The organism is Vibrio sp. Isolate25 (assembly GCF_022398025.1).
GTDB classification, from domain to species: Bacteria; Pseudomonadota; Gammaproteobacteria; order Enterobacterales; family Vibrionaceae; genus Vibrio; species Vibrio coralliilyticus_A.
In genome coordinates this window covers 694814-717618 of the sequence record NZ_JAKEUT010000001.1, presented here as the reverse complement: position 1 = coordinate 717618, position 22805 = coordinate 694814, and the positions used below count along the sequence as shown (strand labels likewise).

Below are 22805 nucleotides of genomic sequence, written 5' to 3'. Positions count from 1 at the left end.
TGACATGACCACTCTGAAAGATACCGACTATCTCACTTGCAACGTCGATACGTTCGGCGTTGCCAATCTGTCACTTAACCGGCCAGACAAGCACAATGCGTTCAACGCGCAGGTTATCGAACAGTTGATAGAATCGATTAACTCACTGGCACAGCGGTCGGATGTTAGATGCTTAGTGTTACGTGGTAACGGAAAGCATTTCTCCGCTGGCGCTGATCTTGGCTGGATGCAGTCAATGGTAGGTAAAAGTGAACAGGAAAATCAGCAAGATGCGTCAAGGCTTGCTCAGTTGATGCGCTGCTTGGATCACTTCCCTCACCCTACTCTCGCTGTTGTTCATGGCTGTGCGTTTGGTGGAGCTCTTGGGCTCATCTGCTGCTGTGATGTCGCGATTGCTGATCAAAGCGCCTTGTTCTGTCTCAGCGAAGTAAAGCTAGGACTTGTTCCAGCGACCATCGGGCCCTATGTAAACCGCGCGATTGGTGCACGCCAATCGAGACGCTACATGCTGACTGCAGAACGCTTTGGCGCCAACAAAGCGGTTGAGATTGGTTTGATTCATGAAGCCGTTGAAGCCAGCGAGCTGGAGAAAACCACTACTGAAATGGTAAATCAGTGGCAGCTTAATAGCCCTGCTGCGCTTACACAAACCAAAGCTCTGATTCGCGAGTGTGATTCTCAGGCACTTGACGATGCTTTAATTGAATACACCAGTCAATTAATCGCAAAAATCAGGGTGTCTGAACAAGGGCAAGAAGGTCTTAAAGCTTTCTTTGATAAGCGACCACCAAATTGGGCAATGGGAGGCCGTAAATGACGACGACCTCGTTACTGCCAGAGTCAGTCAAGATAGTTGAAGTAGGCCCTCGCGACGGTTTGCAAAATGAGGAATTGGTTTCTACAAAAGTGAAAGTTTCACTTATTAACCAACTGTCCTGCTGCGGTTTAACACACATTGAGGCGGGTTCCTTTGTTTCGCCAAAATGGGTACCACAAATGTCAGATTCGATGGAGGTGATGTCTCAAATCACTCGTATAACAGGTGTGACTTACTCGGTGCTGACTCCCAATCTGAGAGGCTTCGAACAAGCCCTAAGCACCAGTGCCGATGAAGTCGCGATATTCACATCGGCTTCAGAAGGTTTCTGTCAGAAGAACATCAACTGTTCTATTGAAGAAAGCCTGGAAAGATTTCGCCCAGTGGTGGCTCTAGCAAAAGACAAAGGCATTCCGGTTAGAGGTTACTTATCCTGTATCGTCGATTGCCCTTATGACGGCCCAACCGAAACCAGTCAGGTAGCCCAGGTTGCTCAAGCACTGCTTGATCTTGGTTGCTATGAAGTGTCTCTTGGAGACACGATTGGTACGGGTACGCCAGTACGAATTGCGAACATGCTCAACGCGGTTTTTGAGCGAGTACCTCCACAACAGGTCGCAGTTCATTTCCATGACACTTGGGGGCAGGCGCTCGCCAATATATACCAAGCCCTTCAAATGGGCGTTCGTGTTGTAGATAGCAGCGTAGCAGGTTTAGGGGGATGCCCTTATGCTGCGGGTGCTTCTGGTAACGTTGCGACCGAAGATGTGGTTTACCTTTGCCAAGGTTTAGGGATTGAAACGGGCGTGGACCTAAATCGCCTCGCTCAGGCTGGATGGGAAATCAGCGATGCCTTAGGGCGTCAGCCGACTTCCAAAGTTTCACTGGCTTTGCGTAGCTAACAAACTCTCTCTATTTTTGGGCTGATAGGATTGAAGTAACAAGCAAACCATTATCAGCCCAATTCCTCCCCATCCTGACATGCCAATATGCTCTCCCACCACAACCACCGCAAATACTGCAGCTACAGCAGGCTCAAACAACGTCAACAAACTCGCTTTGCTGGCAGACACTGTTTTTAACCCATAACCAAAGCAGACATAACCAAGAAACATTGGAACAAACGCCATGTACAAGGCGACAGATGTATTTATTGCTGTCGCAAACAGATTACCACCAGTAAAAAACAGTGAAGGTAACAGCAATAGTGAGCCCAGCCCGAAAATACTTCCCATCGCAGATTTGGAATGTACACCTTCAGTGATGAGCATTTTGGCCGCCCACGCGTAAGTGGCATAGGTGAAACCTGCAAGCAATCCGAGCGCTATTCCTATGTATTTCATGTGTTGAATATCAGTTTGTGTGGAAGTTGATGTCTCTGATAGAGTCAGTAAAAGGATACCAGTTGCGCCCACGATGAGGCTTATCACCCAGCGGGTATCAATTGTTTTCTCTTTGCCAAACAGGCACTCCAGAAATGCTACGAAGAATGGCGCACTCGCGATAGAGACTACCGTCCCAATCGCCACACCGGCCATTCTCATAGAGCTATAAAACGCGAGAGGGTAAACGGCCAAAGCAAGTGCTCCGGTCAACAAAATAGCTTTATTGGATTTCAATATGCGCCGATCTTTTCTGATCGTGTTGCAAGCAAACAGAGCCAGTAGAAGTCCACCCACACCCATAGAAAAAGCACCAATAGCCAACGGGCTTATATCAGGCGCATACGTGGCTGCGGTACCAGTCGTCCCCCACAATAAAGAAGCAAACAGGATGACCAGAACTCCAAGCTGTTCATTGTGTGTTTTTAGCCTCTGACTCATAGCTGTACTCTTTGTATTTATCATTTTGATAAGCACAGCTTAAACAAGCGAAGAGTATTAGACTTTGCAGAAAAGACACTTTACTTGATTTTATAGACTCAATTTCATCAACCGCGTAGCTCTCGGGGAGAAAGCCCAAATGATGATGAAAAACGACGGCTAAAAGCCGACAGGTCAGCGTACCCTACTCTCTCTGCAATAAGCTGAACTGGGATATCCGTATGCGTGAGGAGTGCCTTGGCTTTTTCCATTCTTTGTTTGGTTACATATTGCAGAACACTTAATCCAGTGGATTGTTTGAAGATCTTTTTAAACTGCGTCGGACTCAAACAGGCGATCTTAGCTAAGTTATCAACCGTGATCTCTCTGGCTAGGTCTTCCTCAATATGATGCAGCACCGCTCTAACCCTATGATCAAGTTGCTGCCCAGCCTGTTGCTCCGCCAATAACTTCATAAACATGTCGACCATTGGCTCCTCGATGGAAGGGGTTACCCGATGCTGCAGCTGAGATTCAACAAATGTTAAGTAGGACTGAAGTGGTGAAGAAATCGGAAAAACCAGAGTGTCCATATTCAACAAATTCTCTGGTATGGTGTTTAAATCAGCGACAATGAAACGCGCAGCCTCTTTAGCGCGAAAATGGTGAAAAGTGTTGGCCTGTATCACCACGCACTCACCGACCGACACTTTTCCTTGATAGCCTTCCAGCTCAATAATGATGGTACCTAAAATAGGAAGCACAAGCTGATGATGTTCATGAGCATGGCCTCTACGTTGACGGGTATAGGCTCGAATGGTGAGATTGTTTTCCAACATCGGACTGGGTTCACTCCACAAAGTGAGACTGATAAAACTTAGGTGTCACAGCAAGTTTCTTTTTAAAATGTCGCTGAAAATGCGCTTGATCTGAGAAGCCTAGATTGTTGGCAACATCAACAATATCTTCTCCAGACTTGAGCATCACTTTCGCACGCTTTATCTTTTCGTCCATAAGATAAGCGTATGGCGGTAACCCATAGTGGTCCTTGAAAGCACGTAGAAGCTGATACCGGCTCATTCCCACTTCCTCTGCTAACGCTTCTAGGGAATGAGAGTTACTCAGTTCATCCATTAACTTCTCGCGCACCACCGCAAGACTCGACAAGCCAGTCTTTGCCATCGGTTTAACTCTCTGTCGAGAAGTAAGCTCAATAAAATCATACAAACAAGATTGAGCTAACAACACATTTTCTTCGCTCTGAAGCGCGGAAAAAAGTGCCAAATACCGTTGCTGAAATTCCGGATGACGCTCTAAATCACTCTCAAAAGCTAGGTAGTCATATCGTTGATTAGAACTCATTTCTTGCTGGATTTGTCCCATCTCCAATGCATCAACAAACAACATACTATAGGACCAAGTACCTTGGTGTGGGTTACACGAATGAATATCTGCTGGGTTAATAGTAACGATATCCCCCTGCCCAATCTGATGTGTATTGCGCCGATTTCGGTAATCTGCACGGCCCTGATTGATAATGCCAAATGAAAATTCATCATGGGAGTGAGCGTCATAACATGCCGTCGACTGATTGGCGACACGTAGCTCGATCCATGGAAGAACCGTACTCTGCTTGAAACTCGCACTTTTATCTTTCTTCATTCACTCACCATTCCATTCAGAGCCAAATCATCACGACAGATACGCATAACATCATTGCCATGAATCGATTAAATTGACGATGAGCTCGTGGATTTGCAAGTCGATTCGCTAAAATACGGCCAATCATCGCCCATATGCCAACCCCGATCACACAGACTAATAATGAAACCAGAGTAAATAGACGCAAGGAATATTGTTCATTTTCCTGCCCTATTACATAAAGACTTACGCCGGACATCGCTACCAACCATGCCTTCGGGTTGAGTATTTGAGTCAAACTTCCAGTCACCCAGCCGGAACTCTTCCCTTGTTGAACAGTGACACCTTGCACAGGCGCAACAAAGATTTGGTAAGCAAGGTAAAACAAGAAGCTACTTCCAACTAACTGCATCCAAAACTCAAGCTTCGGTAACGTCGAAGCCAGTGTTTGCATCATCTGCCCGGTACCAAACACGACAGCAGCATACGCTATCGATGCGCCCAGAACGTGCTTTGACGCAGCCCTTAGCCCATCATTTACCGCAGTAGTTGTCGCTAATAAATTCACAGGGCCAGGTGTCACGGCTCCAACGAATGCAAACACCACCATCGCCAATATCAAATTTTCCATCTCGTTATCTCCTCTTTTTTACCAAGATAACGACTAGGAGGAAGCCAGTATTGAACGATATTGCAGTGCATTAATTGTTGGAAACAAGCTGAATAGCAACAAGTCAGGCAGAACATCGAATACCTTTACCTTTGCGGTAGCCAATCCAATCTTGCCAAAGTTCCTAACATTTATAATCTCCCCTCTACCTAAATTTTACTTGTTCGAATAATTCGAACAAGTGCGTTAGTTTTATCCGATTTCTTCTCACCTCATCAGCACTTAAACTTAGTTTTAACCACTGAGGGAAAGGTATAAACCCTCTACTACTAAATTTGAAAAATTTGAGGAAGATAGTATGAAAGCTCTATTAAAAACACTGACAGAATCAAACGCAGGCTACAGTGCGTTGGCCTTACGTATTCCGGTCGGCATTATATTTATGGCGCATGGTGCACAAAAATTGTTTGGCTGGTTTGGTGGCTATGGCTTAGAAGGCACAGGTCAATGGATGGCATCTATCGGCCTTGGACCCGGTGTTCTGATGGCATTTTTAGCCGGTAGTGCTGAGTTCTTTGGTGGTTTGCTCATCTTACTTGGCATGCTTACTCGCCCAGCTTCTGTCGCTCTTGCCTTTACTATGCTTGTTGCCATTTTCTCAGTTCACTTTGAAAACGGTCTGTTCATGGCAAACAATGGCTATGAGTTTGGGTTAGCACTCATGGCAGCAAGCATTTCATTGGCATTATCGGGATCAGGTAAAGCCGGTCTCGATCAATATATCGCAAAGACACTCGCTTAATCCCAAACTAGGAGGGCATTATTATGATTACCGTAAGACATTCAAATGACCGTGGTAGAGCAAGTTTTGGCTGGCTGGACAGTAAACATACGTTCTCCTTTGGCAATTACTATGACTCACAGCACATGGGTTTCTCAGCGCTACGAGTCATTAATGACGATGTTGTTCAGCCAAGTGCCGGGTTTGCCACACATGGCCATCGAGATATGGAGATCGTTAGTTATGTTCTACAAGGTTCCATCGAACACAAAGACAGTCAGGCAATATTCAAACCTTACCTGCCGGAGAGTTCCAGCTTATGTCCGCTGGGCGTGGTATCTATCATAGTGAATACAATGCGTCTGACTCCGAAACTCTGCGATTTCTACAGATTTGGATTCAACCAAATACGTTTGGTAAAGAGCCCAGCTATCAGCAAAAAGATTTTGGTCACACAGAAGGCTTAACACCTATCGCCACACCTGATGGTCGCGATGGCACCTTACATATAAAACAGGATGCCTTTCTAAATCAATTGATTTTGTCGCCAGGCCAACACATTGACTATGAAGTTGTACAAGGAAGAAATGTTTATATCCATCAAATTGAAGGGCAACTGACAGTCGATAGCACCATTCTTCATCCAGGTGACGGTGCAAAAGTGGAAGATACCACTTCTCTTTCTTTTGCAAACACAGGAGAAGAAATGGTGACTGCACTGGTATTTGACCTGCCGTAAATTCCTCTAGATTACCTCAGGGAAAAAAAGCGTACCTCCCTGAGGTTTCAACGCTAATTTTCCAAAACTTCAGCTGTTCGACTAGCCAATTTTGTTATGAGAGCTTCTCTTCTAAGTTCGAGAATGTCATCTATAATTCTCTCTTTGCCACTTAAACCAAAATGTTCAGAGTAGTTCTTGATTGTGTCCACTTCGTGCCTATCCAGCTTGTACACATTACGCTTCAGATACGCCTCAGCTTCACTTTTTATTAATCCATTATCTTGTAGCTTTTTGATGATAATATCGTCTAGCGTGTTCAACTTTCTTGTCATTTTCTTCTGCTTCTAACCGTAAATTTCGTACATCATTCTAAAAAACGAACTAAAAGTAATATCCGGTCGGGAAAGTACCTTCTGTCTATGACAAGAAAGTGACAATTTTCCGCCATTGCTCCAATGCTCGTATTCAGTGCTGTACTCTCTCGTTGACAACGCGAATTGATATTCACCAATAAAACATAAATCATCACAAATCACTTATTATGAGCCTTAACGCAAATTTGTCTGCTGTTCAAACTTTAATCACACAGTTTTATATTTCAGCCACGAATACAGTATTAACAACTATATTAAAAACCGAATTATCATCAATAATTCCACTTTTTATGCAAAAAGCAGTGAAGAAGTTCAATTTATCCGTCTAGAGTTAGCGAATATCAGAATTGTTTGTTGGATCAAGTTTTCCGCCAAAGATGTTGCGGACCTATTTATAAAATGAATAATACCCATTTGTTACACACATGTAACAAACACAACATCTATATAAATAATATTTATATAAACCATAATGCATAGGCAGGAAAAGCATGACAAAGCGTATATCGCTTGCCGTTTTGGCAAGTCTTTTTGCAGGTAGCGCTGCGGCATCCAACTTGGATGACAAAATCAACGAAGTCGTTGCACCTATCGTCAACCCATTTGTAGGAATGATCTTCTCGACCATTCCTTTCCCTTTTACAGACGTACAGGTGCCTTGGATCGTTCTTTGGTTGGTTGTTGCGGCAAGCTTCTTTACCTTTTACCTTGGCTTCATCAACTTCCGTGGTTTCAAACACGCAGTTCAATTAGTCTCCGGTAAGTTCTCAGATCCAAAAGCCAAAGAAGATGGCGAGGTATCTCACTTCCAAGCACTGACTACAGCGCTATCTGGTACTGTTGGTCTTGGTAACATCGCTGGTGTTGCGGTCGCAGTTTCTATCGGTGGCGCAGGTGCAACATTCTGGATGATCCTTGCTGGCCTACTTGGTATGTCGAGTAAGTTTGTAGAATGTGCTCTTGGTGTGAAATATCGTAACACCAACCCAGACGGTTCTGTTTCTGGTGGTCCTATGTACTACCTAAGCAAAGGTCTAGCTAAACGCGGTAACGCTGCATTTGGCCGTACACTAGCAGTTCTGTTCTCTGTGTTTGCGATCGGTGGCTCTCTTGGTGGCGGTAACATGTTCCAAGCTAACCAAGCGTTCAAGCAGGTAGTCGGTGTAACAGGTGGCGACGCTTCGTTCTTTGCTGATAAAGGCTGGTTGTTTGGTCTTATCCTAGCTGTCATCGTTGGTATTGTTATCATCGGTGGTATCAAGTCTATCGCTAAAGTGACAGAGAAAGTGGTTCCTTTCATGGCGACCATTTATGTCGGTGCGGCACTTATCATCATCCTAATGAACTTCGACCGCATTGATGACGCATTTGGCGCTATCTTTAACGGAGCATTCACTGGTGAAGGTATTGCTGGTGGCGTCATCGGTGTGCTTATCCAAGGTTTCAAACGTGCAGCATTCTCGAACGAAGCGGGTGTGGGTTCTGCGGCTATTGCTCACTCAGCAGTTAAAACAAAAGAACCAATGTCAGAAGGTTTCGTGTCTCTGCTAGAACCGTTCATCGATACCGTTGTAATTTGTACTATGACGGCTCTAGTTATCATCATTACGGGTTACCTAGATACTGATACTGGTCTAGCAGGTGTTGAACTGACATCAGCAGCATTTGGCAGCGCGATCAGCTGGTTCCCTTACATTCTTGCTATTGCAGTTGTTCTGTTTGCTTTCTCTACCATGATCTCTTGGTCTTACTACGGTCTGAAAGCGTGGACTTACCTATTCGGAGAGAGCAAAACAGCGGAGCTTATCTTCAAAGTTAAATTCTGTATCTTCGTTGTGATTGGTGCAGCAATGAACTTAGGTCCTGTTATCGACTTCTCTGATGCGATGATCTTTGCAATGGCATTGGTGAACATCATCGGTCTTTACATCCTAGTTCCTGAAGTGAAACGCGATCTTGCTGATTACCTTGAACGTTTCAATGCTGGTAAGGTCTACAAAGTACAGCAACAGAAACAAACGCAGACTGAAGCCGTAGAGCAATAAACATCTTCCTCTCTAATAATAAACCCGGCATTTTCGCCGGGTTTATTATTTCCTCTTGATGTCGTCTTTCCAACATTCCACTAAAAAATCTATAAATTGCCTAACCACTGGCTGCTGATAACTACGAGATAAATACACAGCCCAAAGGGCATAACTTGGACAGTGACAGTCACGGAGAATCGAGACTAATTCCCCCTTTTCTATCAATGGATTCGCCAAGTCACACGGCAAGCGAATAATGCCTTTGCCATTGAGAGCGACCTTAACCAAGGTTCCTAAGTCGTTCGCTCTAATGTTACCTGATACTGAAACATCGATCGTTTGATTATCTTTAACAAACGACCAGTTTTTCGTGTTTAAATGTGTTAAGCAATTATGCTCGCTTAACTCTTCAGCTACTTTCGGCTCTCCGACGCTATCCAAATAAGTTTGCGAAGCACATACCGCCATATCAATAGCCATCAATCGACGAGCAATAAGATTGTCTGCGGGTGTATCGGTAAATCTGAGTGCAACATCGACCCTTTCATCCACTAACTCTGAATATTGATCCGAAGCCAATATGTCAATAACGACCTGCGGATATCGCGAGACAAATTTCTCGACGATATCTATCAATAAGTTTTGTGCAAGCCCTATAGGAGAGGCAACTCTAATTGTCCCAATTAACGCGTCCTTACGATTATTCGCTTCCAGCTCTAATGCAGCAGCCTCGTCCAAAATGCGTTGGCATCGTACATACGCTTGCTCACCAGCATCCGTCAGGCTGACTTTTCTTGTTGTACGATGAAGCAAACGCTGTTGAAGCCAACTTTCAATCTCCTGAACGTGACGCGACACCTGTAGACGGCTGATATCGAGTGCATCCGACGCTTTGGTAAAACTCTTAGTGTTCGCTACTTCTATAAAACTTCTGATTGCGGTTAGGCGATCCATACATCACCATTAGTAACATAAAAGGATACAATGTGTATCATTATGGCTAATTTATAACTCATTTAACACCTATTAGACTGCAATTGTTGTCAATAAATACAAAATCACTCATAGGAGAAACAAAGATGAAAATTGCAGTATTAGGTGCATCAGGCTGGATCGGTAGCCACATCGTAAACGAAGCAAAAGCGCGCGGGCATGAGGTTATCGCTTTAGTAAGAAACCCTGCTAACTTTGAAATAAAAGGGGTTGAGACAAGACAGTTTGATTTACTGGATAGTAGTGCTGACATCATAGCCGCAGTTGATGATGCAGAAGTCGTGATCTCAGCCATTGGCGGACGCGCCGCCGGCAATCACGACATCGTCGCTAGAACAGCAGAAACTCTGCTGACTCAGCTGCCTAAATCTAGCGCATCTCGACTACTTTGGGTCGGTGGCGCCGGTTCTCTGGAAGTTGCACCTGGCGTTCAGCTTATTTCTATTCCAGAATTTCCTGACGAGTATAAGCCAGAAGCTGTCGCTATGGGAGAAGCTTTAGAGGTGTTTCGCTCGGCTGAAACTTCTGTCAACTGGACCTTCATCAGCCCTGCAGCAGAAATTTTCCCTGGGGAGAAGCAATCACCCTACCGAATTGGTGGTGACACACTGCTGACAGACAATGATGGCAACAGTCGAATCTCAGTCGCTGATTATGCTGTTGCTATGATCGACGAACTTGAGTCAGCCAAGCACCTAAACCAACGTATTGGTGTTGCGTACTAAGTAAAAAGGAGCCTTACATGGCTCCTGTTTCATTTATAAAAGTGATGATATATCGACAGCCCTAATACTGACTCATCACAAAGTTTTCACAATCAACGAAAACGCCGGATGGCTGTATTAAGCTTTTCCATGAACTCAGGGTGTTGTTCTAGAAAACGTTTTGAGATATAGAGGCCAAAAGCCTTTTCTTCTTCTAAAACCACACCATACCCTTCTAAGTCGATCACATCATGGAGAAATACCACCTCAGCAACAAGAAAGGCATCAATCTCCTTATTATCCAGCTTTTCAACTAATCCTGAGGGATTGGTCACTGGCGGACTGATTTGATACCCTTGGTTTTTGAGCCAATAAGAAGTGTTCGTATTGAGTAAACTCGCTACCTTGGCGTTTGCTTTGAAGGTATCACTATGGGGATCAAATCCGTTCATATCTTCGGTTCTAACCACCCAAACCCAACGATTGATCATCACGGGTTCTGAAAAAACCGCATACTTATCCCGTTCTTCGTTTTTCGAGGCCATGAAGAAGCCATCAGAGCGCTCTTTTCTTAATTCAGACAATGCTCTACCGTGGTTTGATGACACTGTTACCGTATAATTTACTCCGATAGACGACAAGATCGGTAAGACCTTTTCAAGACCAATTCCATCTGGCTGCCCTTGATCATTAACCATAGTGTAAGGCGGAAAGTCTGGCAGGAAAAAATGCATATCGTATGCAGCATGCGTCTTCATACTCATAAAAATGAACACTAATGCTGTGATCAGTAAGGGTTTTGTCATCATATCAAACAGTTATCTCTTAATAATTAATATAAGTATAGATAGCAAATGTCTTTTTGTTATTTATATAGGTTACATACTGACACACCATGCAAAGTTAAACCAATATTGGACTTGTTGAGTATCAGCTTAAACTCCACACTATAGTCTTGCGAGATGGCAATGAACGGGTGAAAAGCTGCGCTCAGTTTTACTCCAATACACATTAAACGAATGCAAGATTAAATTATTTACGTGATATCCATTCAAATTCTTTTTTATAAAAAAACACTTTCTTCCCTGAGATGGAAAATCAGAAATAAAACTTGAATAGGAATATGTAAATTTATATAAAATAACTACCCAAAGTATTCGAGAGTTTAATTTTTGGGATACAAAAACAGACTACGTTAATAACGTCAAAATATATAACAAGAACAAGTCCGTTTAGTTGAGCTTAACTCCATAGACTGAGACCTATGCCATAAAAACAATGTTCACCAAGGGCATGGGCATACAAAACAAGCTGAATATAATGCTTGCAATGCATTAATCACGAAAATACCGAGTCAATAATGAACACTTGAAATATTAATTATTGAAAATTTAAATAAATTACAATTACATTTTAAAATATCATCGATATATTTATACCGGTAATAAAAGTAATTCACATCGTTTAATTTTATAAATTTAACTATCGAGCAATTAGATAAGTAACTTATTAAACCCGTACTATTTTCAGTTCTAGGTTATGACAACAAGAGGATACACCTAATGAAAATCAATAAGAAAAATACAGTATTGCAGCTGAGTTTACTCACTGCGGCACTGAGCAGTGTTTATGTCACCCCAGTGTCAGCTCATGGCTATATGGTCTCACCACAAGATTATGCGAATAGCTGTTACGAAAACACAACCACAGATCCGAGCTTGTGTAATAGCACTGTCGAAAATCAAAAAAATGAGATTAATAGCGGCAGTGCTGCTGGCGATCACCAAGCAGTCATCAAAGACGAAGAGCTATGTTCAGCTTCTAAAGGTGGCGATTACTCAGTACTTGATATCCCAAGTGCTAACCGATATGCCACTGAAATTGAGCTGGACGAAAATGGCGAATTTGAAATCACCTATATGCACACAGCAGTACACAAAACATGGTATTGGGATCTTTTCGTCACTCGTGACGGTTTCAATCCGGATACGGATAGGTTGACTTGGGCAGACTTGGAAAGGCTCACCGTTATTGACGGTAAAGGAGGTTTACCTGATCAGGTTATTAAGTACAAAGTAAAATGGCCAGAAGGCAAAACGGGCAAACACATTATCTACCAAGTTTGGCAACGCCCTAACCCGGATCATAAAGCTCATGAAGTTTTAGGAGAGCCGCCTCAAGATGTATGGGACAGCCCAGAAGCCTTTTATAGCTGTGCCAACGTTATCGTCGGTGACCACGAACCGGGGCCAGACGAGTCACCATGGGTGAAAAGTGAAGAGTTTGCAACGGAAACAATCGACGTCGCTTCTGGAGACCAAGTCAAGGCTCGTTTGATGTATGAAGGTTATGAAGATTTCGAAGTCTTACAGGATATTACGCCTGAGAACGAGAAAAACGATCTTTGGAAAATTGACTTAGCAGAGTCCATCAACAGTAATCAGACTATTTCACAATATGTGCAAGTGGGTGTATTAAACGATGAAGATGAAGTGATCATCAGTGACGACCCATCAGAGAATAATATCTACTACACCAACGAGAATTGGTCACACTTGATTGAAAAAGTCGATCAGGATGCCAATGACACCTCTATAGAGTGGTCAAACAAAGAAGCAGAGTATGAGTTAGCACCTAGCGAAACTCTTTCTATTCCTGTTGAGGTCACTGTTATCAATGGCAAACAAGATGTTTACTCATATACAGCGACATTGAGAACCGTTGGCGGTGAGAAACCAGAACAAATCATCAAAGGAACAACAGAGCAGCCTGCATCTTTTGAAGTCAATGCATTAGGAAACTATAGCGTTCGAATTCTTAGTCAGGTTGATGGTTCCACTGAACAAGCCGCATACGAATTCTCCGTTGTTGAAGAACAAGGCGAGATTGAGTATGACTACCTATACCCAGAAGGCTTTGGCAGCTACGTGGCCGGTGACGTGGTGAAGTTTGAAGGCGAAGGTATCTACGAATGTTTCGGCGACTGGGCTGCACACTGTAACGACGAAGCGTTCTTACCTGGTGTTGCCAGTGACCCTAACTGGGTCGATCAACAGTGGCGTAAGCTAGATTAAAGTCAATCAAAGGCCACCTATATTTAGGTGGCCTAGTTCTGTAAGTTTTCTATGTCGTATTACTTCAACGTCTTATTGGCTCTACTTTTGCTTTTACCTAGTGTCACCTTCGCAGAGGAGCCGATTAGTGCAATACAAGAGCTAGGCCGTCATCTGTTTTTTGATACTCGGTTATCCGTCAAAGAGAACAGAAGCTGCGCACTTTGTCACTCACCCACACATGGCTGGAGTAACACATTTACGAAAACCATCGACATTAATGGCAACCACAGCACGCTAAATACTCCTTCACTGCTCAATGTATCTCTCTTTACTCACTTTTCTCAGGCCGATCCCACTCGCAAGATAATCGATACTGCGATCACCAACCCAATGTTTTCGACTCACCCCATCGAAATGGGTATAACACCGAAAAAGTTGATCTCACGGATAGCTCAAGACAGTTGTTATCCATCGATGTTTGAGCGTTCATTTGGTGATAAAAACATCAGCGTAGAGCGCATAGTACGGGCTCTAAAGCAGTACTTAACGCTGATCACTAGCCAAGAGTCACGCTACCTACGGTATAGGGATGGAGATATCACAGCCCTAACAAAACAGGAGCAACATGGCCTGCAGCTCTTCTATAGTGACAAACTCAACTGCTCAGCCTGTCATGGCGGCCCCTTGCTGAATCAACCTGTAAATACCCTAAGCCATTATCAAAATACGGGTCTCTACGGGGTACCTAACAAAAATGGGATGCTCTCCTACCCTATTGGTGAGCCTGGGGTAAGGCAATATACAAAACGATGGGAGGACGATGGGAAGTTTCGCATTCCTTCTTTAATCAATGTATCAAACACTGGGCCTTGGGGACATGACGGTAGCTTCCAATCATTGGAGTCCGTCATAGAGAGTTATGCCAGAGGCGGAAGAAAACTTAGCTATGGGCCGAATAAGGGCGATGGTTACCATCACCCGGCCAAAAGTACTCTAATTAATGGATTTAATATAACGACCAATGAGAAAAAAGCACTCATTGCTTTTCTTCGCTCGTTATCTATCGACCAAGACTGGACACGCTATCCATTTAATTCACCATTCGGCTCCTCTGTTAGTACTAAGAATGAGCAAAATTCAACACCATCATGCCTACACCAACAACAATCGGAAACAATATTAAGATGATACTAACACGCCCAATATTCATCAGCCTGACAACCGCTATCGCGCTTATTAGCCCTCAAGCCCTTGCCGATATGAATTCAGCACGCAACCAATATTTTGCTAAAGAATATCGTGCCCTATGTGAGCTACCAACCAACACATTTGAAACGGCACAGTCACCCGATGAAGCCGCTCAACAAAGCTTGAGCGTTTCCACTCCCTTAGCGATCACACTTAAACTCAATAATGATGGACAAGCTTACCTAAATCTATCTGTTGAGAATTGGGATGAAAAGCTCGTTGTCTTCCACAGCACGGGAATAAATATAGAAATGAAAGACGCGGATACAACGGGGCAAAACATTACTAACCAGCAATGCGATCAACCAGATATGACCATCACTCACATAAACACTCATGAATGGGGTAGCTACCCAGTCAAAGTTGTAGGCACACCTAATGAAACGATCACATTAAAGATTCACCAAGAACAAGATCGCTGATAACACAGTACGCTTTGAGCGCATTATTGCGAATATGACAACCGCTAAAACTGATAGCTGGGTAATAACAAAATCCAATCATTTTAAATAGTTGCTGAAGATAGAAAAGAATCAGAATTTGTACTTTACTGAAGAGAGACTAATTTCATAACGGCAGGGAACATCAATGGCGACTAATGACAAAAAAGACAGAAAATCGAATGCTAACGTTAACAAGGAGGAAGCCCCCTCAAAGAACAAAACAGCGGCTAGTAAAGTTCGATTGTTCTCACGCCTAAACATTAAGGTTCCACTTCCTCGTGAGATCGCCATGATTCTGCCTTCTCTCGTGCTAAGTAAAGAAACAGATAATGTTTCGAATGAATCTCATACTGGTGAACAGCCATACGATTCAAGCTCTGTGGTAAAAAATGAAACAGTTCAAACAAGCCATGACACTCCAAATACTCCGGCGCCAAAAGCGAGTCTAAAGAGCGAAGAAGCCGTTGCTGAAATGGAAGAAAAGGGGCATCTCCAAGACTCTTTGTCTGTAACGCCATCTCATCATCTATCAACTAAACAACATCCGCTTGTGCATCAGATTACCAACCATGTCCCCCACACTGACACACCAAACACCGTTACTACAAAACCGTCAACACCACTGCAAACGCCAGCGCTAACTTCGCAACCTCAAATAACCTATATAGATGAGACAATGAAAGGTAAATACGGGTCTTTACATATCAATAGCGACGGTAGTTACACATTCACACTGGATCCAAAATCTCCAGCTTACATTGCTCTACAGAAACAGGAGCCAGGAACTGATACATTCACTGTTCACTTGTCGAATGGAACAGATGTTGTCATTCAAGTTCCGGTTCAGGGGCACCAAGATTCACCAAGCATATCAGGTGATCTTAGAGGTAGTGTTATTGAAGATCGTAATGTCGACTCACATGGCTTGATCACTACCTCGGGCAAAATCGATGTGATTGACCCTGACCATGATGAGAGCGCCGTTCAAGCTGAAACTCTCAAAGGGAAATTTGGTACATTAACAATCGACGCCCAAGGTCACTGGCAGTATCAGGTCAACAATTCGCAAAGCAACATTCAAGCACTAACCAGTCAAACTGAATTGCATGAATCGTTTACCATCCACACTAAAGATGGCACATCTCAAGTCGTCAACATGTCGATTGGTGGCACCGACGATCACGCATCGATTAGCGGTGGATTTGGCTCCATTACTGAAGATAAACAAACCTTTGTGAGTGGTCAGCTATCAATACAAGACCCAGATGCCAATCAAGATTACTTTATTGCTGGTCAACAAGCGGGGGTATATGGTGCTTTAGAGTTCAACAAAGACGGTTCATGGCGCTACATTCTCGATAATAATAAAGCGGCAGTTCAATATCTCAATCAATCTGAACACCACCAAGAAGTATTCACCATTCAGTCTGCGGACGGAACAAGACATTCAATCACCATCAAAGTTGAAGGAAGCAATGACGTTGCCACCCTCTCCGCTCAATCTCATGCCGTAATCGAAGATGGAAAGCAGTTAACGGGACAAATGCAAGGCCATGATATCGACCATGGCGCAACATTAACCTATTCAATAGCTCAACCAATTGATGGCTTAACCTTCAATCCAGATGGCAGTTACAGCTTTGACCCAACCAATTCGGCTTATCAACACCTGACAAGTGGGCAAAAAGATACGCTCACTATTCCTGTCACCGTCACTGATGAGCACGGCGCGAATACCACGCAAAATTTAGAGATTGTAATAACAGGGACCAATGATGCCGCTCAAGTGACTGGGGTTGATACAGGCCACATTTACGAGCGTCATGCTGGGCAAGATATGTCTCCTAATTATGCTCAGCCTGGCATGGCTCAATTGGGCAATACACTTTTGTATGCTGATGGAAAGTTGAGCATTATCGACCCGGATACCGGAGAGTCTGCATTCGATACTTTGTCGCACTCGTCGGTATCCAATAACTTCAACTATGCAGGCCAATACGGCAGACTCATGCTCTCCGCTGATGGCACTTGGCACTACATGGTCAACCTAGGGAAAACACCTTCAAGTGGGTTATCTCCCTCAACGGCGACAGCAATTGACCAGTTAGGTCAAAACGAAACCCTCACAGATACCATCACTATTCACTCCAAAGATGGTACCACTCACGACATTGTCATCACCATTCATGGCGACAACGATGCGCCTTATGTTTCGAGTGAAGTGCAACTCAACTCGGGCAAAGAGGACATCGCTCAAACCATTACAGTTAGGGAGTTATTAGCAAATGCAGTCGATGTTGATCATAACGACCAAGGTCAACTGAGTATCGCCAATCTCGTTGCCGACCATGGCTCAATCAAAGATAACCATGACGGTACTTATACCTTTACCCCCGATAAAGACTACAACGGTCAAGTGCACTTTACCTACGATGTCAAAGACGCGCATTCAGGTGTGACGCATACGGGGGCAAACATGACCTTGGCTCCCCAAGACGATGCAGCAACCATCGGCGGAAAAGATACGGGAGATGTTACCGAAGACCATAATTTGGCTTCGAGCGTGTCAGGGTTAGCCGGACAGTTGGACACGTATGGCACACTAACAGTAACCGACCCAGATGCGGGCCAATCGGAGTTTGATGCCAAGCTTTTAGCTAACTCGTATCATACCCAGCTTGGTGGACGTTTGTACATCAATGACAGAGGTGATTGGGGTTACTCAATTGACAACAGTAAACCTGCTATCCAACAACTTGGACAAAACGAAACACTCACTGACACCGTCACCGTTCACTCCAAAGATGGCACCACCCACGATATCGTCATCACCATTCATGGAACCAACGATGCACCAACTATATCGAGTGAGGTACAACNAACAGTAAACCTGCTATCCAACAACTTGGACAAAACGAAACACTCACTGACACCGTCACCGTTCACTCCAAAGATGGCACCACCCACGATATCGTCATCACCATTCATGGAACCAACGATGCACCAACTATATCGAGTGAGGTACAACTCAACTCGGGCAAAGAGGATATCGCTCAAACTATTACAGCAGCAGATTTGTTGGCTAATACCATCGATGTTGACCATAACGACCAAGGCCAACTGAGTATCGCCAATCTCATCGCCGACCATGGCTCAATTAAAGATAACCAAGACGGTACTTATACTTTCACTCCCGATAAAGACTATAACGGACAAGTACACTTCACCTACGATGTAAAAGACGCTCATTCTGGTGTGACGCATACGGGGGCAAACATGACCTTAGCTCCCCAAGACGATGCAGCAACCATCGGCGGAAAAGATACGGGAGATGTTACCGAAGACCATAATTTGGCTTCGAGCGTGTCAGGGTTAGCCGGACAGTTGGACACGTATGGCACTCTAACAGTCACCGACCCAGATGCGGGCCAATCGGAGTTTGATGCCAAGCTTTTAGCTAACTCGTATCATACCCAGCTTGGTGGACGTTTGTACATCAATGACAGAGGTGATTGGGGTTACTCAATTGACAACAGTAAACCTGCTATCCAACAACTTGGNCAGGTGTCAGGGTTAGCCGGACAGTTGGACACGTATGGCACACTAACAGTAACCGACCCAGATGCGGGCCAATCGGAGTTTGATGCCAAGCTTTTAGCTAACTCGTATCATACCCAGCTTGGTGGACGTTTGTACATCAATGACAGAGGTGATTGGGGTTACTCAATTGACAACAGTAAACCTGCTATCCAACAACTTGGACAAAACGAAACACTCACTGACACCGTCACCGTTCACTCCAAAGATGGCACCACCCACGATATCGTCATCACCATTCATGGAACCAACGATGCACCAACTATATCGAGTGAGGTACAACTTAATTCGGGCAAAGAGGACATCGCTCAAACCATTACAGCTAGGGAGTTATTAGCAAATGCAGTTGATGTTGATGACAACGACCAAGGTCAACTGAGTATCGCCAATCTCGTTGCTGACCATGGTTCAATCAAAGATAACCACGACGGTACTTATACCTTTACCCCAGACAAAGATTACAACGGACAAGTACACTTCACCTACGATGTGAAAGACGCTCATTCTGGTGTAACCCATACTGGGGCAAATATGACCTTGGCTCCGGTAAGTGATGCTGCAACAATTTCGGGTACCGATACCGGTTCAATAACCGAAGATAGGCACGTTTTTCATGATTCAATGCATCAAATTCAAGTTACCGGAACCCTTCACGTAACCGATTCTGATGTAAATGAAAATTACTTTCGGGAATCAGGTATATTTGGACACGAAAAAGCAATTAGTGACCCCTTCCAGGGAGAAATGCACATCGACCGATACGGTAATTGGGATTATGTTCTAGCAAATGGCAATCCAGCGGTACAAGCCCTAAAGCAAGGTGAAACGAAAGATGTCATGTATGAAGTCCATTCTGCGGATGGCACGCCACACCGTATTACAATTACTGTTACAGGCACCAATGATGCTCCAACGGTGTCGTCATCAGTCACATTGGCTGCGGGAAAAGAAGACACAGCGGTGACCTTGCAAGCCTCTGACTTACTTGCTCATGCCAGTGATATTGACCATGACGCACAACTGAGCATACACAGCCTCTCTGCCGACCACGGACAAGTTACAGACAACCATGATGGTACTTTCCGTTTTACACCTGATAAGGATTACACTGGTCCAGTCCAGTTTAGCTACCAAATACAAGATGAGCATGGTGCGTCTGTACAGCAAACTGCCTCGATGAACTTAGCGGCTGCTCCAGACAACGCCACGATAAATTATGCACCATCTGATAAACATCTAAACGGTGTTACTGAAGATCGCAACTATATCGATGCACACGATAAGCTCCACTTTAGTGGCAAGCTTGATATCATTGACCCCGACAAAGGAGAGGCTCAATTCAATATCAATTTAGGCCCTCAAACCTATCAAGGCATTGGCTATGACACAAAATTGGGTGGTCACATCGTGATATCACAAGATGGTGGTTATCTATACACTATCAAAGATCATCAACCCTTGATTCAAAATCTTGCAAATGGAGAAGTTATCACTGATGAGTGTGTCGTAAAGTCACAAGATGGCACTTCATTTACCATACAAGTCAATATACACGGCACTAATGACGCTCCCACCCTCACCGCTCAATCTCATGCCGTAACCGAAGATGGAAAGCGGTTAACGGGACAAATGCAAGGTCATGATACCGACCATGGTGCAACATTAACCTATTCAATAGCTCAACCGATTGATGGCTTAACCTTCAATCCAGATGGCAGTTATAGCTTTGACCCAACCAATGCGGCTTATCAACACCTTACAAGTGGGCAAAAAGATACGCTCACTATTCCTGTCACCGTAATTGATGAACATGGCGCGAGTGCCACACAAAATTTAGAGATTGTAATAACAGGGACCAATGATGCTGCAATCATTAATGGCCCTACATCAGTAAACGTCACTGAAGATAAAGTATTCATCTATTCAGTAAATGAACTGTGGTCAGGCTGGAATAATCTAGACATTCATGACCCAGACTCTCCGCTACAAGAAAAAGTAGTAGGTGTTATTGTCAATGGTGTCACACACACACTCACACCCAATTTTGCTGGAATTATTACAGCAACTTACGGAACTTTCAATTTTACACATGGCTATGATGGGCATAACAAATGGGGATATATGGCAAATAACGACCATGCAAATATCCAGGGGCTCAGTACCGGTGAATCACTGAGTGATTCTATGATCATAATCACTGAAGATGGTACACATATACCGTTTACAGCAGTTATCAGGGGCACAGATGATCATATCATCATTGACACTCCCAACTCGCTTACCGCACCAATCGGAAGTGTGACAGAGGATATTACTCCAAGAGTTTCAGGGCAACTTCAAGCTCATGATGTAGACACTATAGATAAAGTATCTTTCACTGCTGGGCAATTCGTAGGACGCTACGGTACACTAAATGTAAATAGTGATGGACACTGGCATTACGATCTAGATCCAACCAAAGCCAACTCTCTCGAAGAGGGGGAATTTAAGGCTGAAGGATTTAACATTACCGCAACTTCCACTGATGGGTCAAAAGCGACAGAACGTATTCAAATTAACATATTTGGTACTAACGATGCACCAACTGTATCAGCTGAAGTTCACCTTCGCTCTGGTAAAGAAGACACAGTGCAAACCATCACCACTGCGGAATTATTAACGAACGCTAATGACGTTGATCACAACGACCAAGGCCAACTGAGTATCGCCAATCTCGTTGCCGACCATGGCTCAGTCAAAGATAACCACGACGGCACTTATACCTTTACTCCCGATAAAGACTACAACGGTCAAGTGCACTTTACCTACGACGTGAAGGATACAAACGGGGGTGAAGTCCGCACAGGGGCTAGTACTACCCTCTTACCAACTAACGATGCTGCAGTATTTAGTGGTCAAGATACAGGCGATGTAGCGGAAGATTACAAACCCAATGCTTCTGTTGTCGGAAACTACTCATACACAATCCAGGCTCATGGTATGCTCACAGCGGCAGATTCAGATCTTGGCGAATCAGGATTTGAATTTAACACATTAATATCTGCACCTATGCACCCTGAATGGGCACCTTACACATCATCGTTAGGCGGTAAACTCGAAATAGGTCCAAAAGGCGATTGGGGTTATTACATTGATAATCGTAAGCCTGAAATACAACAACTAGGTGAGAATGAAACCTTGACCGATACCGTGACCGTGCACTCAAAGGATGGCACTACCCATGACATTGTGATCACAATTCATGGCACTAATGACGCCCCTACTGTATCAAGTGAGGTCCAGTTAAACTCTGGCAAAGAAGACACCGTTCAAACCATCACCGCGTCTGATTTGTTAGCAAACGCCAGAGATATTGATAGTAACGACAAGGGACAATTATCGGTTGACAACTTAGTTGCTGACCATGGCTCCATTCGAGATAACCAAGACGGGACTTATACGTTCACCCCCAATAAAGGTTACAACGGTCAAGTACACTTTACTTACGATGTCCAAGATGCACACTCTGGTGCAACACACGCCAGTGCAAGGATGACGCTAACATCACTAGCTCCCACGCCAGTTAGCCAATCTGATGAGACGGTAGATCAACAAGTACCAACCGTTGATGTCATACTTTCTCCTGATGATGTTACCGATGAACAAACCGCTCCGCCAACAGGTGAAGGCAATTCACACCACGGCGCAGCTGCATATCTCTCTGCTCTCGGCTTAAACTCCGAACAAGCTTCTACAGAAACATCATCACCATCTGATTTGCCAAATGATATTGATATTGTAATGGCTCAAGAAGAACATACTGAGCTCCAAGAGCACGCCGTGGATACAGACATGTTAGAACCAAAACATGACCAAACTAATGACAGCGATAACAAGCATCAGGATCTAATAAACCCAGACGAACACCATGATCATACTGACCCTAGCCACTTAATTGATCCTTATTAAAAAATAATAACATCCAAAAGAGAGAGGCAGCGATTATGCTGCC

17 protein-coding genes and 1 pseudogene are annotated in these 22805 nt (G+C 44.1%); 11 read left to right on the top strand and 7 right to left on the bottom strand.

The features are described 5' to 3' along the window. The first annotated feature begins 4 nt into the window (after positions 1-4). Together L1D15_RS03100 and L1D15_RS03095 are read left to right on the top strand one after the other, a co-directional pair. Positions 5-817: an enoyl-CoA hydratase/isomerase family protein gene (locus tag L1D15_RS03100; RefSeq protein ID WP_239874636.1), complete on the top strand. Its 813-nt coding sequence runs from the start codon at positions 5-7 to the stop codon at positions 815-817. Beyond that, a complete protein-coding gene (locus L1D15_RS03095) occupies positions 814-1719 on the top strand; it encodes a hydroxymethylglutaryl-CoA lyase (protein ID WP_239874635.1) in 906 nt (301 codons plus the stop codon). The genes L1D15_RS03100 and L1D15_RS03095 overlap by 4 nt, the downstream gene beginning before the upstream one ends. Here the strand turns inward: L1D15_RS03095 and L1D15_RS03090 are convergent. The 4 genes from L1D15_RS03090 to L1D15_RS03075 form a co-directional block, all read right to left on the bottom strand. Further along, complete coding sequence (locus L1D15_RS03090) at positions 1699-2640, bottom strand: EamA family transporter (RefSeq protein WP_239874634.1); 942 nt, start codon at positions 2638-2640, stop codon at positions 1699-1701. The genes L1D15_RS03095 and L1D15_RS03090 overlap by 21 nt on opposite strands. Before the next feature lie 107 nt (positions 2641-2747). Continuing rightward, on the bottom strand, positions 2748-3458 hold the full coding sequence (locus L1D15_RS03085) for an AraC family transcriptional regulator (RefSeq protein ID WP_239874633.1): 711 nt from the start codon (positions 3456-3458) through the stop codon (positions 2748-2750). A gap of 10 nt (positions 3459-3468) precedes the next feature. After that, complete coding sequence (locus tag L1D15_RS03080) at positions 3469-4281, bottom strand: AraC family transcriptional regulator (protein WP_239874632.1); 813 nt, start codon at positions 4279-4281, stop codon at positions 3469-3471. Between the two features lie 16 nt (positions 4282-4297). Next, entirely contained in the window at positions 4298-4891 is a 594-nt protein-coding gene (locus L1D15_RS03075) for a LysE family translocator (protein ID WP_239874631.1), read from the bottom strand. Positions 4892-5228: 337 nt separating this feature from the next. Here L1D15_RS03075 and L1D15_RS03070 point away from each other — a divergent pair, with 337 nt between their 5' ends. Continuing rightward, on the top strand, positions 5229-5672 hold the full coding sequence (locus L1D15_RS03070; RefSeq protein ID WP_239874630.1) for a DoxX family protein: 444 nt from the start codon (positions 5229-5231) through the stop codon (positions 5670-5672). 23 nt (positions 5673-5695) lie between these two features. Then, positions 5696-6390 (top strand): annotated as a pseudogene (locus tag L1D15_RS03065) (pirin family protein). Between the two features lie 53 nt (positions 6391-6443). Here L1D15_RS03065 and L1D15_RS03060 read toward each other — a convergent pair. Beyond that, positions 6444-6704, bottom strand: a complete 261-nt coding sequence (locus L1D15_RS03060) for a hypothetical protein (protein ID WP_239864046.1) — start codon at positions 6702-6704, stop codon at positions 6444-6446. A gap of 533 nt (positions 6705-7237) precedes the next feature. Here L1D15_RS03060 and L1D15_RS03055 point away from each other — a divergent pair. Then, complete coding sequence (locus L1D15_RS03055; RefSeq protein ID WP_239864045.1) at positions 7238-8791, top strand: alanine/glycine:cation symporter family protein; 1554 nt, start codon at positions 7238-7240, stop codon at positions 8789-8791. 45 nt (positions 8792-8836) lie between these two features. On the opposite strand, the gene L1D15_RS03050 is transcribed toward L1D15_RS03055, so the two are convergent. Beyond that, the gene (locus L1D15_RS03050) at positions 8837-9727 is read right to left on the bottom strand and encodes a LysR family transcriptional regulator (RefSeq protein WP_239874629.1); all 891 of its coding nucleotides are present in this window, start codon (positions 9725-9727) and stop codon (positions 8837-8839) included. Positions 9728-9852: 125 nt separating this feature from the next. Between L1D15_RS03050 and L1D15_RS03045 the strand changes: the two genes are divergently transcribed. After that, positions 9853-10491 (top strand): NAD(P)-dependent oxidoreductase, encoded by a 639-nt coding sequence (locus tag L1D15_RS03045; protein WP_239874628.1) that lies wholly within the window; start codon positions 9853-9855, stop codon positions 10489-10491. 92 nt (positions 10492-10583) lie between these two features. Here the strand turns inward: L1D15_RS03045 and L1D15_RS03040 are convergent, their stop codons facing one another. Continuing rightward, positions 10584-11279 (bottom strand): transporter substrate-binding domain-containing protein, encoded by a 696-nt coding sequence (locus L1D15_RS03040; protein WP_239874627.1) that lies wholly within the window; start codon positions 11277-11279, stop codon positions 10584-10586. A 753-nt stretch (positions 11280-12032) separates the two neighbouring features. Here L1D15_RS03040 and L1D15_RS03035 point away from each other — a divergent pair. The 5 genes from L1D15_RS03035 to L1D15_RS03015 all read left to right on the top strand — a co-directional run bounded on the left by L1D15_RS03035 (position 12033) and on the right by L1D15_RS03015 (position 22762). Beyond that, positions 12033-13544 (top strand): lytic polysaccharide monooxygenase, encoded by a 1512-nt coding sequence (locus L1D15_RS03035; protein ID WP_239874626.1) that lies wholly within the window; start codon positions 12033-12035, stop codon positions 13542-13544. A gap of 51 nt (positions 13545-13595) precedes the next feature. Then, positions 13596-14714, top strand: coding sequence for a cytochrome c peroxidase (locus L1D15_RS03030; RefSeq protein WP_239874625.1), 1119 nt, complete (start codon positions 13596-13598; stop codon positions 14712-14714). Further along, positions 14711-15196 carry a hypothetical protein gene (locus L1D15_RS03025; RefSeq protein WP_239874624.1) on the top strand — a complete coding sequence of 162 codons (486 nt, stop codon included), beginning with the start codon at positions 14711-14713 and terminating at the stop codon, positions 15194-15196. The genes L1D15_RS03030 and L1D15_RS03025 overlap by 4 nt, the downstream gene beginning before the upstream one ends. 166 nt (positions 15197-15362) lie before the next feature. Beyond that, a complete protein-coding gene (locus tag L1D15_RS03020) occupies positions 15363-18341 on the top strand; it encodes a VCBS domain-containing protein (protein WP_239874623.1) in 2979 nt (992 codons plus the stop codon). Next, positions 18227-22762 (top strand): cadherin-like domain-containing protein, encoded by a 4536-nt coding sequence (locus tag L1D15_RS03015; protein WP_239875108.1) that lies wholly within the window; start codon positions 18227-18229, stop codon positions 22760-22762. The genes L1D15_RS03020 and L1D15_RS03015 overlap by 115 nt, the downstream gene beginning before the upstream one ends. Positions 22763-22805: the final 43 nt, after the last annotated feature.

What these genes read in the sequence shown, in the direction of transcription:
- L1D15_RS03080 (WP_239874632.1), bottom strand. Translation starts at nt 4,281, where the DNA reads ATGAAGAAAGATAAAAGTGCGAGTTTCAAGCAGAGTACGGTTCTTCCA.
- L1D15_RS03060 (WP_239864046.1), bottom strand. Translation starts at nt 6,704, where the DNA reads ATGACAAGAAAGTTGAACACGCTAGACGATATTATCATCAAAAAGCTA.
- L1D15_RS03090 (WP_239874634.1), bottom strand. Translation starts at nt 2,640, where the DNA reads ATGAGTCAGAGGCTAAAAACACACAATGAACAGCTTGGAGTTCTGGTC.
- L1D15_RS03075 (WP_239874631.1), bottom strand. Translation starts at nt 4,891, where the DNA reads ATGGAAAATTTGATATTGGCGATGGTGGTGTTTGCATTCGTTGGAGCC.
- L1D15_RS03100 (WP_239874636.1), top strand. Translation starts at nt 5, where the DNA reads ATGACCACTCTGAAAGATACCGACTATCTCACTTGCAACGTCGATACG.
- L1D15_RS03070 (WP_239874630.1), top strand. Translation starts at nt 5,229, where the DNA reads ATGAAAGCTCTATTAAAAACACTGACAGAATCAAACGCAGGCTACAGT.
- L1D15_RS03050 (WP_239874629.1), bottom strand. Translation starts at nt 9,727, where the DNA reads ATGGATCGCCTAACCGCAATCAGAAGTTTTATAGAAGTAGCGAACACT.
- L1D15_RS03045 (WP_239874628.1), top strand. Translation starts at nt 9,853, where the DNA reads ATGAAAATTGCAGTATTAGGTGCATCAGGCTGGATCGGTAGCCACATC.
- L1D15_RS03035 (WP_239874626.1), top strand. Translation starts at nt 12,033, where the DNA reads ATGAAAATCAATAAGAAAAATACAGTATTGCAGCTGAGTTTACTCACT.
- L1D15_RS03095 (WP_239874635.1), top strand. Translation starts at nt 814, where the DNA reads ATGACGACGACCTCGTTACTGCCAGAGTCAGTCAAGATAGTTGAAGTA.
- L1D15_RS03025 (WP_239874624.1), top strand. Translation starts at nt 14,711, where the DNA reads ATGATACTAACACGCCCAATATTCATCAGCCTGACAACCGCTATCGCG.
- L1D15_RS03055 (WP_239864045.1), top strand. Translation starts at nt 7,238, where the DNA reads ATGACAAAGCGTATATCGCTTGCCGTTTTGGCAAGTCTTTTTGCAGGT.
- L1D15_RS03040 (WP_239874627.1), bottom strand. Translation starts at nt 11,279, where the DNA reads ATGATGACAAAACCCTTACTGATCACAGCATTAGTGTTCATTTTTATG.
- L1D15_RS03085 (WP_239874633.1), bottom strand. Translation starts at nt 3,458, where the DNA reads ATGTTGGAAAACAATCTCACCATTCGAGCCTATACCCGTCAACGTAGA.
- L1D15_RS03030 (WP_239874625.1), top strand. Translation starts at nt 13,596, where the DNA reads ATGTCGTATTACTTCAACGTCTTATTGGCTCTACTTTTGCTTTTACCT.